Annotated in this window: 16 protein-coding genes; all 16 read left to right on the top strand. The window is 46.7% G+C overall.

What is annotated here, in order from left to right; all coding sequences use genetic code 11:
* Positions 1-276: 276 nt before the first annotated feature.
* The 16 genes from sucC (at position 277) to ACRRNK_RS13955 (ending at position 17,125) form a co-directional block, all read left to right on the top strand.
* Complete coding sequence (sucC, locus tag ACRRNK_RS14030; RefSeq protein ID WP_127199646.1) at positions 277-1,437, top strand: ADP-forming succinate--CoA ligase subunit beta; 1,161 nt, start codon at positions 277-279, stop codon at positions 1,435-1,437.
* Between the two features lie 27 nt (positions 1,438-1,464).
* Positions 1,465-2,394, top strand: coding sequence for a succinate--CoA ligase subunit alpha (gene sucD, locus ACRRNK_RS14025; RefSeq protein ID WP_433943343.1), 930 nt, complete (start codon positions 1,465-1,467; stop codon positions 2,392-2,394).
* Between the two features lie 219 nt (positions 2,395-2,613).
* Positions 2,614-3,696 (top strand): DNA-processing protein DprA, encoded by a 1,083-nt coding sequence (gene dprA, locus ACRRNK_RS14020; protein WP_433946902.1) that lies wholly within the window; start codon positions 2,614-2,616, stop codon positions 3,694-3,696.
* Positions 3,697-3,784: 88 nt separating this feature from the next.
* Complete coding sequence (gene topA, locus ACRRNK_RS14015) at positions 3,785-5,884, top strand: type I DNA topoisomerase (protein WP_433943342.1); 2,100 nt, start codon at positions 3,785-3,787, stop codon at positions 5,882-5,884.
* Between the two features lie 40 nt (positions 5,885-5,924).
* On the top strand, positions 5,925-7,250 hold the full coding sequence (gene trmFO / locus ACRRNK_RS14010) for a methylenetetrahydrofolate--tRNA-(uracil(54)-C(5))-methyltransferase (FADH(2)-oxidizing) TrmFO (RefSeq protein ID WP_433943341.1): 1,326 nt from the start codon (positions 5,925-5,927) through the stop codon (positions 7,248-7,250).
* A 96-nt stretch (positions 7,251-7,346) separates the two neighbouring features.
* Entirely contained in the window at positions 7,347-7,889 is a 543-nt protein-coding gene (hslV, locus tag ACRRNK_RS14005) for an ATP-dependent protease subunit HslV (protein ID WP_433943340.1), read from the top strand.
* A gap of 30 nt (positions 7,890-7,919) precedes the next feature.
* Positions 7,920-9,326 (top strand): ATP-dependent protease ATPase subunit HslU, encoded by a 1,407-nt coding sequence (gene hslU, locus ACRRNK_RS14000; RefSeq protein WP_433943339.1) that lies wholly within the window; start codon positions 7,920-7,922, stop codon positions 9,324-9,326.
* A gap of 378 nt (positions 9,327-9,704) precedes the next feature.
* Entirely contained in the window at positions 9,705-10,115 is a 411-nt protein-coding gene (flgB, locus tag ACRRNK_RS13995) for a flagellar basal body rod protein FlgB (protein WP_433943338.1), read from the top strand.
* Positions 10,116-10,117: 2 nt separating this feature from the next.
* Entirely contained in the window at positions 10,118-10,570 is a 453-nt protein-coding gene (flgC, locus tag ACRRNK_RS13990; protein WP_433943337.1) for a flagellar basal body rod protein FlgC, read from the top strand.
* A 30-nt stretch (positions 10,571-10,600) separates the two neighbouring features.
* Positions 10,601-10,909, top strand: a complete 309-nt coding sequence (fliE, locus tag ACRRNK_RS13985) for a flagellar hook-basal body complex protein FliE (RefSeq protein ID WP_433943336.1) — start codon at positions 10,601-10,603, stop codon at positions 10,907-10,909.
* Positions 10,910-10,944: 35 nt separating this feature from the next.
* Positions 10,945-12,540 (top strand): flagellar basal-body MS-ring/collar protein FliF, encoded by a 1,596-nt coding sequence (fliF, locus tag ACRRNK_RS13980; RefSeq protein ID WP_433943335.1) that lies wholly within the window; start codon positions 10,945-10,947, stop codon positions 12,538-12,540.
* Positions 12,541-12,551: 11 nt separating this feature from the next.
* A complete protein-coding gene (gene fliG / locus ACRRNK_RS13975; RefSeq protein WP_433943334.1) occupies positions 12,552-13,568 on the top strand; it encodes a flagellar motor switch protein FliG in 1,017 nt (338 codons plus the stop codon).
* Complete coding sequence (locus tag ACRRNK_RS13970) at positions 13,561-14,415, top strand: FliH/SctL family protein (protein WP_433943333.1); 855 nt, start codon at positions 13,561-13,563, stop codon at positions 14,413-14,415. Before fliG ends, ACRRNK_RS13970 begins: the two co-directional genes overlap by 8 nt.
* Positions 14,402-15,721: a flagellar protein export ATPase FliI gene (gene fliI, locus ACRRNK_RS13965; protein WP_433943332.1), complete on the top strand. Its 1,320-nt coding sequence runs from the start codon at positions 14,402-14,404 to the stop codon at positions 15,719-15,721. Before ACRRNK_RS13970 ends, fliI begins: the two co-directional genes overlap by 14 nt.
* 9 nt (positions 15,722-15,730) lie before the next feature.
* Entirely contained in the window at positions 15,731-16,174 is a 444-nt protein-coding gene (fliJ, locus tag ACRRNK_RS13960) for a flagellar export protein FliJ (RefSeq protein WP_433943331.1), read from the top strand.
* A 36-nt stretch (positions 16,175-16,210) separates the two neighbouring features.
* Entirely contained in the window at positions 16,211-17,125 is a 915-nt protein-coding gene (locus ACRRNK_RS13955; RefSeq protein WP_433943330.1) for a MotE family protein, read from the top strand.
* The last annotated feature ends 1 nt before the right edge of the window (position 17,126 follow it).

Raw genomic sequence — 17,126 nt, 5'->3', positions numbered from 1 at the left:
TCTGATCATTACTTAATCTCCTAGTAGGAATTTAAAAACTATGAACTGAGCCCCTTGTACTATGTAATAATGCAAGTGGGTAGAAAAATATCCCAAATGATAGATGCTTAAGGAGGATCATTCTCATCCCGCGATGAAAACGATATCAAAAAAAGTGTAGAATTACCGAACTTTTTAAGGAAAGCGTTTTAAAAACATGATACAATATTGTGGGTTTGAAATTATATGGAATTTCTTATACCCTTAATAACCGCCCGTTGATAGGAGGATTCTAGAGTGAATATCCATGAATATCAAGGAAAAGAAGTCCTGAAGCAATATGGAGTGACCGTTCCGCAAGGACGGGTGGCATTTACGGTGGATGAAGCCGTGGAAGCAGCTGAAGCACTGGGCAGCCCAGTGGTCGTAGTAAAGGCCCAAATACATGCAGGTGGCCGCGGTAAAGCTGGCGGCGTCAAAGTAGCGAAGAATTTGGATGAAGTTCGTAACTATGCAAATGAAATTCTCGGCAAGGTACTGGTAACACACCAGACTGGACCTGAAGGCAAAGAAGTGAAGCGCCTGCTGATCGAGCAGGGTTGTGACATCCGTAAGGAATATTACGTCGGTGTGGTTGTTGACCGCGCAACTGGACGTGTCGTGCTTATGGCTTCTGAGGAAGGCGGCACGGAGATTGAAGAGGTTGCGGCAGCAACGCCAGAGAAAATTTTCAAAGAAGTTGTGGATCCGGCTGTAGGGCTTCAGGTATTCCAAGCCCGCAGATTAGCATACGCGATCAACATTCCGAATGAACTTGTGAACAAAGCTGTGAAGTTCATGCTGGCCCTATATACCGCATTCATTGAGAAGGACTGCTCTATTGCAGAGATTAATCCTCTTGTAGTTACAGGCGATGGTGAGGTTATGGCGCTGGATGCCAAGCTTAATTTTGACTCCAATGCTCTATTCCGCCATAAGGATATTCTTGAACTTCGCGATCTGGAAGAAGAGGATGCGAAGGAGATTGAAGCGTCCAAATTTGATCTTAGCTACATCGCACTTGATGGGAATATCGGCTGTATGGTTAATGGCGCTGGCCTTGCGATGGCAACGATGGATATCATCAAATATTATGGCGGCGACCCAGCCAACTTCCTCGACGTAGGGGGCGGCGCAACAGCAGAGAAAGTAACTGAAGCGTTCAAGATCATCCTTTCCGACAGCAAGGTAAAAGGTATTTTCGTTAATATATTCGGTGGAATCATGCGTTGTGATGTTATCGCCGAAGGGATTGTTGAAGCCGCCAAGCAGGTGTCGCTTGACCGTCCGCTCGTGGTTCGACTCGAAGGGACAAATGTCGAATTAGGTAAGAATATCTTGGCTGAATCGGGACTTGCTATTGTCTCTGCGGATTCCATGGCTGATGGCGCCCGCAAGATCGTAGAGCTCGTATCATAATACGGAATTTAGAAGGAGGCTTTGGATATGAGTATTTTGGTCGATAAAAATACGAAAGTCACCACCTCAGGTATTACGGGAGCAACCGGACTGTATCATACTAGAGGCGGGCTTGAATATGGCACGCAAATGGTCGGCGGTGTGACCCCGGGCAAGGGCGGTACCAGTCTGGATATTACACTTGAGAACGGCGAGACCGTAACTCTGCCGATCTTCAACTCGATTCGTGAAGCCAAGGAAGCAACAGGAGCGACAGCGCACGTAATCTACGTTCCACCAGCATATGCCGCGGACTCGATTATGGAAGCCGTGGATGCAGGGATGGAGCTCGTTATCTGTGTTACAGAGGGTATTCCTGTACTCGATATGGTGAAAGTGAAACGCTACATGGAAGGCAAAGATACCGTTCTGATCGGACCGAACTGTCCTGGCGTAATTACACCAGGCGAATGTAAGATTGGTATTATGCCTGGATACATTCATGCTCCAGGTCATGTAGGTGTTGTCTCCCGTAGTGGTACACTCACCTATGAAGCGGTTCATCAATTGACAACTCGCGGTATTGGCCAGTCCTCTGCTGTCGGTATCGGGGGGGACCCGGTTAAAGGCTCCGAATTCATCGACATTCTGTCCAGATTTAACGAAGATCCGGATACTCATGCGGTCATTATGATCGGTGAAATTGGCGGTACAGCGGAAGAAGAGGCGGCAGAATGGGTACGTGATAACATGAAGAAGCCGGTCGTTGGCTTCATTGGCGGCGTAACTGCACCTCCAGGCAAACGTATGGGTCATGCGGGCGCCATTATTTCAGGTGGTAAAGGTACTGCCAAAGAAAAGATCGCCAAGCTTGAGTCCTGCGGTATTAAAGTAGCTCCAACTCCGGCTGAGATGGGTTCAACGCTGGTGAGTGTACTTGAAGAGCGCGGCATTCTTAGCCAATGTACGACACATTAGGACATCCACGTCCCATGTGTAATTTGAAATAGTATAGAACTTCCAATATATGCTATACTTTTTGTAAAGGTAAGCAACCTTCTTTCTCGATTACGGGAAGAAGGTTGCTTTTTTTGTTGTTTCTATCGAGATTAGCAATGACCTATGGTGTCTTAGTCTACATGCCAGTTACATGCTTGCTGGTGTGTTAATTAAAAGGAGGAAACGAAGTTGGATAAGATGAAGAGGAGAGTATTAATTGGGCTTCACGAAAGTGCGGGGATCGGGTGGAGAAGTATGGAGCGGATTCTTGAAACCGAGTACTGGGAGAATGCCACCGAATTCTCATCAACAGATTGGGTGAACTGTGGATTAACCGAGATGCAAGCGTCCAAAATGGCAGCTCATTTCACCGAAGATTGGCTGGAGCAAAGAGAGGAGTTGATTCATAGCAAAGGAATAGAGGTGATGACACGGCTGGACGAGGATTACCCTCTATTAATGAAGGAATCTGTTAGACCTCCCTGGGTAATATATCTAAAAGGACACAGAAAGCTGCTGAATTCATTCTCCATAGCCATGGTTGGAACTAGGGTGCCTACAGCCTATGGACGGAAAGTGGCTGAGCAGCTGACCACCGAACTCTGCAGGCACAATGTGACGATCGTGAGCGGGATGGCCAGGGGGATTGACGGGGTCTGTCATGAGGCAGCCCTACGCTGTGGCGGGGCAACCATTGCTGTTCTTGGAACTGCAATCGACACAGCGTATCCATCTGAACATACGTCTCTATACCGTCAGATTGCCGTTGATGGGCTTGTGGTATCAGAATACCCTATCGGGACACCTCCTCATCCGGGCTTATTTCCCCAAAGAAATCGAATTATTGCTGGCTTAACCCGGGGGACTTTGGTGGTTGAAGCGGATGTCCGGAGCGGATCATTAATTACTGCCGATTCAGCTATGGAAGCCAATCGAGATGTGTTCGCGGTTCCAGGGCAAATTACCTCACCCAAGAGCAGCGGCACTCTCGGATTAATAAAGCAGGGGGCTAAGCTTGTGACTTCGGCTGCGGATATATTGGAAGAATACGGGATACAGAACGAGCCAGGTTCAAATGAGCGAGAAATATTGCCCGAAGGAAACAAGTTGACAGAACAGGAGCGGCACATATACCATATGTTGGAGCAGAGCACCCTAAGCTTTGATGGATTGCTCTCACGAACCAGATGGGATTTTGGACTTTTGCATTCAGTTCTGTTATCTTTAATCATAAAAAAGCAGGTCGTGCAATTACCTGGTTCTATTTACAAAATAATATAGTACAGACATGGGTTAGATAAGTGAGAAATCAAACTATAAATTACTTAATAGAGTATTCTGTAAAGTGTTTTGAGAGGAGGATGAACCTGTGGCGGATTCACTAGTTATTGTCGAGTCTCCTGCGAAAGCAAAGACGATCGGCAAATATCTGGGCAGTAAATATATCGTGAAGGCGTCAATGGGTCACATTCGCGATTTGCCAAAGAGTCAAATTGGAGTTGAAGTGGAGAACGACTTCAATCCCAAATATATAACCATCCGCGGCAAGGGTTCTATATTGAAGGAACTGAAAAGTGCGAGCAAGAAGGTTAAGAACATTTACCTGGCGGCTGACCCTGATCGTGAAGGTGAAGCGATTGCCTGGCATCTGGCTCATCTGCTTGATGTGGATGCCAGCAAGAGCTGCCGGGTGGTATTTAACGAAATTACCAAGGATGCGGTTAAGGATGCATTCAAGACCCCTCGTAAAATTAATATGGATCTTGTTAATGCCCAGCAGGCCCGGCGTATATTAGACCGTTTGGTAGGATACAAGATCAGCCCCCTCTTATGGAAAAAGGTTAAGAAAGGATTGTCCGCCGGTCGTGTTCAGTCTGTGGCGGTCAAAATTATTCTGGACCGGGAGAATGAAATCTCCGAGTTTGTTCCTGAAGAGTACTGGAGCATTACGGCAGCATTGAAGATTGGGGACACCTCTTTCGAGGCTAAATTCCATAGGCTTAAGGGCGAGAAGATGGAGCTGCCGAATGAAGATGCGGTCAAGCAGGTGTTACAGGCGATTGAGGGTGCATCATTCCAGGTAAGTGATGTGAAGGAGAAGGAGCGTCTTCGTCATCCTTCTGCTCCATTTACAACGAGTTCAATGCAGCAGGAAGCTGCAAGAAAGCTTAATTTCCGCGCAGCCAAGACTATGTCGGTCGCTCAGCAGTTGTATGAGGGCGTTGAGCTTGGCAAGGAGGGCACGGTAGGTCTAATCACTTACATGCGTACAGACTCCACGAGGATTGCAACCTCTGCCCAGGAAGAGGCCAAGAGCTATATTATGGATAAATACGGCGATAAATTTGTGCCTGAATCACCGCGCCAGTATTCCAAGAAAGCAGCTAACGCCCAGGAGGCTCACGAGGCCATCCGTCCAACTTCTGCACTACGTGATCCTGATTCCATTAAATCTTTCCTAAGCCGTGATCAATACAGACTCTACAAGCTGGTATGGGAACGATTCATGGCCAGTCAAATGGCTTCTGCCATTCTGGATACGCTTTCTGTGGATATTGCCGCTGGAGATGTGACTTTCCGTGCAGTCGGCTCCAAGGTGAGATTTCATGGATTCATGAAGGTCTACGTGGAAGGGAATGACGATGGTACCACAGATGACGACAAGTTCCTTCCTCCACTTAAGGCTGGTGATATGCTGGAGACGGAACATATTGATCCGAAGCAGCATTTCACCCAGCCGCCTCCAAGGTATACGGAAGCCCGATTGGTTAAGACACTTGAGGAGCTGGGCATAGGACGTCCAAGTACGTATGCGCCTACTCTGGAAACGATCCAAAAGCGTGGTTATGTAGCTATTGAAGAGAAGAAATTCATGCCTACAGAACTTGGAGAGCTTGTAATTGAACAAATGGAGCAGTTCTTCCCTGAAATTCTCGATGTGGAATTCACCGCACATATGGAAGGTGATCTCGACCATGTGGAAGAGGGCGAGGAAGATTGGGTCAAGGTTCTGAGTGAATTCTATGAATCCTTCGAGAAGCGCCTTGAGGTAGCCGAAGAAGAAATGAAAGAAATTGAGATCGAGGATGAGGTATCTGACGAGATTTGTGAGAAATGCGGGAAGCCGCTTGTCTACAAGCTCGGAAGATTTGGTAAATTCCTGGCCTGCTCCGGATTTCCGGATTGCCGGAATACGAAACCGATCATCAAAGATATTGGCGTGACTTGTCCGAAATGCAAGGAGGGGCATGTAGTGGAACGCCGCAGCAAAAAGGGCCGCGTGTTCTACGGGTGTGACCGTTATCCGGAATGCGATTTCGTATCCTGGGATAAGCCATCACCTAAGCCATGTCCGCAATGTGGTTCGATGCTTGTTGAGAAGCGCAGTAAGCAAGGAACGAAGCTCCAGTGTACGGGGTGCGACTATACAGAAGCAGTAGAAGAAAATGATGACGATGCATCCGAGTAAACATTCATTCCTGAATGGCTTGGCAATATTGTAGGAGGTTATGAAATTGACAGATCAGGCAAGGGTTACCGTAATCGGAGCGGGACTGGCAGGCAGTGAGGCTGCCTGGCAGATCGCAAGCCGCGGTATCCCGGTGACTTTATATGAAATGCGGCCGGTCGTGAAGACGCCTGCGCACCATACTGACAAATTCGCTGAACTGGTGTGCAGCAACTCACTTCGGGCGAACGGTCTTACTAACGCGGTCGGTGTACTGAAAGAGGAAATGCGCCGGCTGAACTCTCTGGTGCTCAGTTCAGCAGATAAGAACGCCGTGCCGGCAGGGGGAGCTCTTGCGGTAGACCGTGACGGATTCTCAGGGGATATCACAAGAACGCTTCACTCGCACCCAATGGTTACGGTAGTTAATGAAGAATTGAAGGAGATACCTTCAGAGGGGATCGTTGTCATTGCTACCGGACCTCTAACCTCCCCGGCTCTCTCGGAACAAATTAAAGAGTTGACTGGAGAAGAATATTTCTATTTCTATGATGCGGCTGCGCCGATTGTAGAGAAAGACTCCATAGATATGGAGAAGGTCTATCTGGCCTCCAGGTATGACAAGGGCGAGGCTGCTTACCTTAACTGTCCGATGACAGAGCAGGAATTCGATGCCTTTTATGAGGCTCTGATTACAGCGGAAGTAGCCCAGGTTAAGGAGTTTGAGAAAGAAATTTATTTTGAAGGCTGCATGCCGATTGAGATTATGATGAGACGCGGCAAGCAGACTGCCTTATTCGGGCCGATGAAGCCGGTCGGTCTACTGAACCCTCACACGGGCACATTGCCGCATGCGGTAGTACAGCTGCGCCAGGATAATGCTGCCGGGACTCTGTATAACCTGGTCGGTTTCCAGACGCATCTGAAGTGGGGAGAGCAGAAGCGGGTCTTCTCCATGATTCCGGGACTTGAGAACGCGGAATTTGTTCGTTACGGAGTTATGCACCGCAATACGTTCATTAATTCTCCTACACTGCTTGAGCCTACATATCAGACCAAGAAGCGTCCAAAGCTGTTTTTTGCTGGTCAAATGACTGGGGTGGAAGGCTATGTCGAGTCGGCAGCCTCGGGGCTGATTGCCGGTATTAATGCTGCGAGAGCGGCAAGGGAGCAGGATGGGATTGTGTTCCCGGAAGATACGACACTTGGGAGTATGGCCCGTTATATTACAACGGCTGACTTTAAGCACTTTCAACCAATGAATGCGAACTTCGGACTTTTCCCTAAGCTTGAAGAAAGGTACAGGAAGAAAAGCGAGAAGAACGAGGCACTTGCCCGGCGAGCGCTGAACAGCCTTGAGAAGTTCATAACCAGTGAATCTATATAACAACAACCAGTTGCCGTCCTAACCCCTTAGGACGGTGAATCTGTTTTCAGTCTAGAAAATATATGTTCAATCATAAAGTAAGATGAGGTGATAACGATGGAAATGTCTTTTCATGCTACAACAATTTGTGCAGTTCGTCATAACGGTAAGGGAGCCATCGCAGGTGATGGTCAAGTTACCTTTGGTGAGAGTGTCATCATGAAGCAGACGGCTAAGAAAGTTAGAAGGTTGTACAGAGGACAGGTCGTTGCCGGGTTTGCTGGATCTGTGGCGGATGCCATTACCTTATTTGAGAAATTTGAAGGCAAGCTGGAAGAGCATCATGGGAATCTTCAGCGGGCGGCGGTTGAACTGGCTAAGGATTGGCGTCAGGATAGGGTGCTGCGCAAATTAGAAGCGCTGATGATTGTTATGGATAAGACAGGGATGCTGCTCATTTCGGGCGGTGGGGAAATTATTGAACCGGATGACGATGTTCTAGCCATTGGCTCGGGTGGTAATTTTGCCTTGTCGGCCGCAAGAGCACTCAAACGTCACGCATCCAATCTGGATGCGAAGGATATGGCCAGAGAAGCGCTCAAGGTAGCCTCAGAGATCTGTGTATACACGAACGGGAATATTATAGTAGAAGAGTTGTAAGAGGACTTAGAGAGCCAAGGAGGGACTTAGATGACAAATCAGGCATTAACCCCCAGACAGATTGTTGCTGAACTAGACAAATATATTGTGGGTCAAAAGCAGGCGAAGAAATCGGTAGCTGTCGCGCTGCGTAACCGTTACCGGCGTAATCTTCTTGGTGACGAGGTTCGTGATGAAATTGTACCTAAAAATATTCTGATGATTGGACCGACAGGGGTGGGTAAGACCGAAATTGCTCGCAGGTTAGCCAAACTGGTTGGTGCGCCTTTTGTCAAAGTCGAGGCGACGAAGTTCACAGAAGTAGGGTATGTGGGACGCGATGTAGAATCCATGGTTCGTGATCTGGTAGAGACAGCAATCCGTATGGTCAAGCTGGAGCGCACAGAGAAAGTGAAGGATAAAGCGGAAGAGCTTGCCAATGAGCGCCTTGTCCAGATCCTCGTGCCCTCCCCTAGCAAGAATAAGAATCAGCGTAATCCATTTGAAATGCTCTTTGGGAATCAGAATCAGCAAGCACAGCAGATGAATGATGAGGACAAGGAACAAGATAGTACGATTACCGAGAAGCGCCGAAAGGTTAGATTCAATTTGCTTGCGGGGCAGCTTGAGAATGAGACAGTAGAAATCGATGTAGAGGACAATGCGCCGAATATGCTCGACATGTTCGCGGGGCAAGGTAATGATCAGCTCGGTATGAATATGCAGGAGATGTTCGGAAGCCTTATGCCGAAGCGGACGAAGAAACGGAAGCTTACGGTTAAGGAAGCGCGTAAGGTGCTTACTCAGGAAGAGGCGAACAAGCTGATTGATCACGACGATGTTGTACAGGAGTCAATCAATAGAGCGGAGCAGTCGGGGATTATCTTTATCGATGAGATTGATAAAGTAGCAAGCCGGGGACAGGGATCTGGTCCGGATGTATCCAGAGAAGGCGTTCAGCGTGATATCCTGCCTATTGTGGAAGGCTCAACCATTATGACCAAATATGGTCCGGTCAAGACGGATTATGTTCTATTCATTGCTGCGGGGGCATTCCATGTATCTAAGCCTTCGGATTTGATACCTGAGCTTCAGGGCCGGTTTCCGATTCGGGTTGAGCTTAGCAGCCTGACTCTTGATGATTTTGTATCGATATTGACCGAACCACAGAATGCATTAACCAAACAGTATATTGATCTTCTGAGAACTGAAGATATCGAAATCGAATTCTCGAATGAGGCGATTCGCGAGATTGCCAATATTGCCGCTGCGGTGAATGCGAATACGGAGAATATTGGAGCCAGAAGACTTCACACGATACTGGAGAAGCTCCTTGAGGATTTATCATTTGAGGCTCCCGAGCTTACCCTTGATAAAATGGTAATTACTCCGCAATATGTTACAGAGAAATTGGGCGATATCGCTAAAGACCGGGATTTAAGCCAATATATTTTATAGATTCGACATGCACGAAGTTAGTTACCGACCAAGGTCCTGTATTCCGGGACTAAAGGTCGGTTTTTTCTTTTGCCGAAATACAAAGGAAGCTGCATGTCGATTTTTAGCATTTTAAAAAGAAATAAATTAGTTTTTAGCTATAATTATAATAAATTACCATATTTTTTAAAAAAATAGGGCTTTTTTCTCATTGTAATATAGGCCATTCTCTACGAAACTTAGGATATATGACATTATTGGTGATTTTGCTATAATAGGCCAATAGAAAGAGAAAGAAAATAGAAAAAAATGTCGAAAATAGAGGAATTTTAGAGTAAGATATGAAAAGAGTATAACAAAAAAACTAGGTCATAATTCATCTTTTTGGGGGGCTTCGATGTGCAGTTACTAAATGGGGTAGGTTTTGATAGATTGGAAGGCGCATTGAAGGCTGCAAATACCAGACAAAGCGTAATTGCCAATAATATCGCGAATGTAGACACTCCATATTTTAAAAGATCAGAAGTTTCTTTCGAGAGCTTGCTGCAAAGTCAAATGGATGACGGTACAATAGTACTTCGGGGGAGGCAAACAGACCCCAAGCATTTTGCTATCGGGCCCGTAAACAACGTGCCGGATACCTCGATTACCACTGATCAATCAACTTCAATGAATAACAATATGAACAACGTTGATATAGACTCCGAGATGTCGTCACTAGCAGAAAATCAACTTAGATATAACGCCTATATTGAGCAGATGAACAGCCGGATCAAAATGATGCGGATAGCAGTAGAAGGGAGATCATAGATATGAGACTTAACAGCAGTTTTGATATTAGTTCTTCAGCACTAACTGCTCAAAGGCTGCGCATGGATGTTATTTCCTCTAACATTGCCAATGCCGAGACAACCCGGGCGAAAGTGGAGAATGGACAGGCCGTACCGTACAGACGGAAGATGGTCGTAATGACGCCAAACGAAACCGAGTTCGGTAAAATGTTGAATTCTGCTGTGAATGGACAAGAACCGGTTGGACAGGGTGTGAAGGTTAGCGCGATTCAGGAGGATCAGACAGCTTTCAAGCCCGTATATAATCCAACAAGTCCTGATGCTGACAAAGATGGGTATGTTTATATGCCAAACGTCGATGTGCTCAAAGAAATGGTGGACATGATCTCGGCAACCCGTTCTTATGAAGCTAACGTCACAGCACTTAACGCATCTAAATCTATGGAATCCAAAGCATTGCAGATAGGGAAATAGACTAAAAAGTAGAAGTAAGGAGAGTGACTTATGATTCAGAGTACAGCCGCAAGTACAATAAAGCCCCTTGAATTGGTTCAACCTCAAGTCAAATCAACTCCAGCGACTCCATCGGAGACGATTAAAGACTTTGGGTCCTTCCTCAAAGACGCTATTGACGGCGTTGCAAATCAAGAACAGAACGCCCAAAGTATGGGTGATAAGTTTCTCACTGGCCAGGTTGATATGGATCAGGTCATGGTCGCTTCTGAACAAGCTTTATTGAGTTTGCAGCTCACTTCGCAAGTCCGTAACAAGGTAATTGAAGCTTACCAGGAGATTATGCGAACGCAAATGTAATTCAATTTAGCAAAAGTTTCGGATGAGGTGACAATGTGAATGAGAGAATTGCCCAGTATAGAGAAAAAATAACCCAGTACTGGAACCATTTTACGAAAAAACAAAAAACGTTATTAATATCCACAGTTTCTATCATTCTGCTTGCCATCATTCTATTAACGATACAGTTCTCCAAGACACAATACGAAGTAGCTTTTACTAACCTGGATTCTACGGATGCTGCTGGAATTATTAACTATCTGGAGACAGGTAATATTCCATATCAATTAAGTGCGGATGGAAAAAGCATCTCGGTACCGAGTACACAGGCTGCCAGAGCGAAAGTAGATGTGGGTTCCCAGGGGATCGTTAAAAATGGCTCTATTGGTTTCGCAGGAACATTCGGTACGACGTCTTCTCCCATCGGAATGACAGATAATGAATTCAATGTGAAATATAAGACGGCACTGAATGGAGAAGTCGAGCAGCTGCTTACAAACATGCAGGGTGTCAGCGGAGCGAAGGTGCTCATCAATCTGCCTGCTGAGAATGTGTTCGCAAGTCCGGATGAACAAGAGAAGGCTTCGGCTTCCGTAGTTCTGAGCTTCAAACCGGGGTTTCGTCCGGATCAAGGGGCCGTTGATGGTTACTATAACCTGATTAAAACCGCTGTTCCTAATCTTCCAGTTGAGAATATTACAATCAGTAGCAGCGATGACAATGAGTTGCTTGCAACAGGGAAGAATGGTGGAAAGGCAGGAAGTCTGACAGGTGCTGTTTCGGAGAATATGGCGCTTCAGAAGAAGTTCGAGAATGATGTGCGTCAGAGTGTTCAGCAGTTTCTCTTGAAGCTGACTGGTCCGGACAAAGTGAATGTCCTGGTTGCCTCCAAGCTCAATTTCGATCAGGTGAGCCAAAAGGAAAATCTGGTAACGCCGGTTGACACTGAGAACATGAAAGGGATCGAGATCAGTGCTCAAAAGATCCAGAAAAGCTACACGGGACAAGGTACTCCTGCTAGCGGCGGTGTCACAGGTACAGGTCAATCAGATGTACCGGGCTATCCGGGATCCACTTCTTCATCGAACACAACCTCGGATGAGAGTACTTCGACAATCAATTACGAGGTTAACCGAATTAGCAAGGAAATTGTGCAAAGTCCCTATACTGTAAAAGATTTAACCATAAACGTTATGGTTGAACCACCTGCAGGAAAAAATTCTTTGGATCAGGTTACACAAGATGCAATTCAAAACGTACTGAAGAATATTGTCGCCTCATATTTGGCTGATTCTGGAACTACATATACAGACGCTGATCTGGTCAAGAAAGTTTCGGTCTTCTCTCAAGCCTTCCAGGCAGACAATGCATCTCAAAGTGGTTTGAGCCTGTCCAGTCCAATAGTCTGGGGAATCGGCGCAGCGTTGTTGCTAGCCGGAGCAGGTATTGGTTACTTAATTTATCGGCGCCGCCGCAATCAAGATGAAGAGATCGAAGAAGATATTCCTCTTGCCATGCCAACAGAGTATCCGTCCATTAACCTGGATTCGGTTACCAATGAGAATCAAGTACGCAAGCAACTGGAGACGTTGGCTAAGAAAAAACCGGATGAGTTCGTTAATCTGCTTCGGACTTGGCTGGCTGATGAATAGAGGTGAACGTATTGTCAAAAGCACTTAATCAGGGATTGAGCGGCAGGCAAAAAGCAGCGCTCTTGCTGATCTCGCTCGGACCTGAGGTCTCGGCTCAAATATTCAAGCACCTTCGTGATGACGAGATCGAACAGCTCACACTAGAAATTGCGAACGTTCGTAACGTGAACAGTACCGAGAAGGAAATGATTCTTGCCGAGTTCCACCAAATCTGTATGGCGCAGGAGTACATTTCCCAAGGCGGTATCAATTACGCCAAAGAAATATTGGAGAAAGCCCTGGGTACACAGAAGGCTTACGATATTATTAACAGACTGACGGCTACGCTGCAGGTGAGACCATTTGATTTTGCCCGTAAGGCAGACCCGAATCAGATTCTAAACTTTATACAAAATGAGAACGCTCAGACTATCGCATTAGTGTTATCTTATCTGCAATTTGAACAAGCTGCCGTAATTCTATCTTCCCTGCCTCAAGAGAAGCAAGCGGAAGTTGCCAGAAGAATTGCCGTGATGGATAGTACTTCCCCTGAGGTTATCTCTCAGGTCGAAAGAGTGCTTGAACAGAAGCTGTCCGCGACAGTAACCCAGGACTACACAAGTGCGGGTGGTATCGAGTCGATTGTCCAAATCTTGAACGGTGTAGACCGCGGGACAGAACGTACAATTCTTGATTCCCTGGAAATTCAGGATCCCGAGCTTGCCGAAGAAATCAAGAAACGGATGTTTGTTTTCGAGGATATTGTCAACGTGGACAATCGTTCGATTCAACGTATTATCCGGGATATCGAGAACGCGGACCTTCAGCTTGCGCTTAAGGTGGCAAGTGAAGAAGTTCGTGAGGCCGTATTCCGCAATATGTCGAAGCGGATGTCCGATACCTTTAAAGAAGAAATGGAATACATGGGTCCTGTAAGGCTTCGTGATGTTGAGGAAGCTCAGACCCGAATTGTTGCAACGATCCGCAGACTGGAAGAATCTGGTGAAATAATTATTGCCCGTGGCGGAGGAGATGACATCATTGTCTAATCTGATCAAATCTACTCAATACGTTCCTGTCGATTTACTCAAACAGCTGGATTTATCTAAGCATTATCCTTCAACTGTAGATCAAGATTCTGGGGATCAGCAGCCATACTCTTATGCGGCTGAACAAAACCGGTTGAAGAATGAAGAAGCGGAAGAGACCAGACGTCAGATGCTTAATGATGCGAAAGATTTTGCGGAGAGACAGGTTAGGGATGCTTCTGAAGAAGCGGAACGAATCCTGGCTGAGGCCAGGGAGCAGATCGAGCAGTGGTGGCAGGAGCGGAGAGAGCAGGATGAACATCTGATCGAGGCCGTGAAATCCGAAGGGTTCAATCAGGGATATGAGGAAGGCAAGGAGGAAGCTCTTCGTACGCTCCAGATTGAGATAGATGAGATGATGCAGGAAGCAAGGGTAGTTCTTGAACAAGCCTATCAAGCTAAAGATCAGATCATTCAGGAAGCAGAGCCGTTTCTGGTTGATCTAAGTACTTCGATAGCGGAGAAAGTAATAGATCAACAGCTTACTCTTGAGCCAGAGTATACCCTTGATTTGATTAAACGGAATTTGGCAAGAAAAAGAGACCAAAGCATTTTGACGCTTTGTGTGGCTCCTTCGCAGTTCAGTTTTGTGCAAGGAGCGAGAGAAGAACTGAGTCTTGTCATTGACTCACAGGCAGAGCTTCAGATTCTTCCCGATTCAACCGTGAAGGATCGCGGATGTGTTATCCGTTCTTCCTTTGGAAGCATTGATGCGAGAATCGATACTCAGCTTACTGAGATTAAGAAGGAATTAATGAGGATTTCGCTCCAAGGCGAAGAGCGGGGACAAAACAATGAAGAAGCTTGACTCTGAACGTTATCTTGAGCATCTGAGACATCTGGATCCGGTTAGAGTAAATGGAAAAGTAACTCAGGTCATTGGCCTCATGGTGGAATCGGAAGGCCCTGATGCGAGCATAGGGGATGTCTGCTACATCTATCCGACCAAGTCGTCGATGCCTTTACAAGCAGAGGTTGTGGGATTTAGAGATAACAAAGTTCTACTAATGCCTCTTGGAGAGCTTCAATCGATTGGACCGGGCTGCGATGTGGTGGGTACGGGTAAGCCGCTTAGTGTACAGGTGGGCTCGGAACTCCTTGGGAAAGTGCTTGATGGACTGGGTCAGCCGCTTGACGGGTCCATGCTTCCATCCCGGATGGGACATTACTCCACCTATAACAAGCCGATGAACCCGCTCAGCAAACCGAGGGTCAAAGAACCTATCAGCATAGGGGTTCGTGCAATAGATGGACTATTGACTATAGGTAAAGGTCAGCGGGTTGGTATTTTTGCCGGATCAGGCGTAGGGAAGAGTACCTTGATGGGGATGATCGCAAGAAATACATCCGCGGATGTCAACGTCATTGCCTTGATCGGTGAACGCGGGCGGGAAGTGCTGGACTTTATTGAGAGGGATCTCGGTCCGGAAGGCCTTGAGAGATCCGTTGTCATCGTGGCCACTTCGGACCAGCCAGCGCTCATACGGATGAAGGGAGCTTTAATTGCCACTACGATCGCGGAATACTTCCGGGACAGAGGCTTGAATGTCATGCTGATGATGGACTCAGTAACGAGGTACGCGATGGCCCTTCGCGAGGTTGGACTTGCTGTAGGCGAGCCCCCTGCCATGAGAGGATATACGCCTTCCGTGTTCGCGGCGCTGCCTAAGCTGTTAGAACGAGCTGGTACTGGTCCAGTTGGCTCAATCACCGCCTTTTATACCGTTCTCGTCGATGGTGACGATATGAATGAGCCGATTGCGGATGCGGTTCGAGGGATTCTGGATGGTCACATCGTTCTGAACCGTAATATCGCGAACAAGGGACATTTCCCGGCAATTGATATTCTTGCGAGTATCAGCCGTGTGATGAAGGATATTGCTCCAGAGGATCAGATCGAAGCGGCAGACAACTTGAAACGCTTAATGTCTGTATACAAGGACTCTGAAGATTTGATTAATATCGGTGCTTACCAAAAGGGATCGAATCCCGAAATCGATGAGTCAATTGAGGCGATCGGGCGCATATGGAATTTCACTAAACAAAAGGTTCATGAGAAGGCAACGCTTGAGGAATCTAAAGAGTATTTGATTTCAGAGTTTATGGGGAGCTGACCTTAGAGAATGAAGTTCAAGTATATGTATCAGAAAGTGGTCGATTTGAAATCGAATGAGAAGACTCAAGCGGAGTGGATGCTTTCTGCAGCAATAGGTGAGCTGCAGGCAGAGCAGCGTACTTTGGAGAACTTGATTGAAGATAAAGCCAGAGCAAGTGAAGCTATGCTCTCCGAGGGCGCCTCATCCTTGCTTAGACTTCAGGAACTTCAACGTTATGTGGACCATCTGGATCGCTGTATCAAAAGAAAGCTTAGTGATATTGAAAGTGCAGAACTGAATGTGGAGCATAAGCAATCTCATTTGAATACCAGAATGCTGGATGAGAAAGTCTGGTTGAAGGCAAAAGAGAAAGCAAAAGCAGGCTTTGAGCAGCAAATACTTCTCCGCGAACAAAATGAGCTGGATGAGATGGCTACGATCCGGTTTGCCATGAGGGCCCAAAGAGCATAGAGGGGCTGGCTGTTTTAAGGTGAAGGAGGGTTAGAATTGGCAAAAACAATTATCGAGGAAGAGGAAAAAGAGTCCAGTGGCAAAGGATTTGCGCGCTTCTTGTTTATAGTTACCCCCATCTTGTTCACTGTAGTACTCGTTGGCGTGCTGCTTACGCTGTTTAACGTCAATTTCAAAAATGAATTTCTTAAGATCGGTAATAACATTCCGATTGTGAAGAATTGGCTTCCAGAGCCGGCAGGTACAACCAAACAGGCAGAAAGCTCGGAAGCGACAATCAAAGGCTTGAAGGAGCAAGTCTCTAAGCAGGAAGCGAGTCTTAAGAAGGCTAATGAAGCAACCAAGGCTGAAGCAGACAAAGCAAAGGAACTTCAGACCAAGCTTGATGAAGCGAACAAGGCTGTCAGTGATCAGAAGTCCCAAGATGCAGTGAACCAGGAAAGCGATTATCAAAAAGAAGTGAAGAAATTAGCTAACCTGTATGGCTCAATGAATCCAGGTAAGGCGGCAGCAATCCTGGGTAACTTGACCACGGAAGAAACGGTTCAGATGCTGAATGCGATGAGTAACGACAGCAAAGCGGCTATTTTAGAGAAAATGGACCCGAAGAAAGCAGCGGATGTGTCTATCCTGCTTAAAGATGCCAAACCTTCTGAGGATATGGCTATCGCAGCCCTGCAATCTAGGCTAAACAAAGATGGAGCGGCCACCCCGGCAACGACGAGCTCGGCAACCGGGCTTAGCGATAAGGAGATTGGGCAGACCTTTGCGTCAATGACTCCAGATAGTGCGGCCAAGCTGCTTCTAGAGACTAATAAGACGAGCCCGGACAAAACGCTTAAAATACTGAAATCAGTTGATGATACTTCCCGCTCGAAAATCTTATCAGCAATGAATGATGTGGATTCCGCTACGGCAGCCAAGATTCTCAACAAGATGCTCAGCAAATAAA

Origin of the sequence: Paenibacillus sp. SN-8-1 (assembly GCF_050995535.1) — a bacterium.
GTDB lineage: Bacteria > Bacillota > Bacilli > Paenibacillales > Paenibacillaceae > Fontibacillus.
This window is presented reverse-complemented; position numbering and strand designations above follow the sequence as displayed.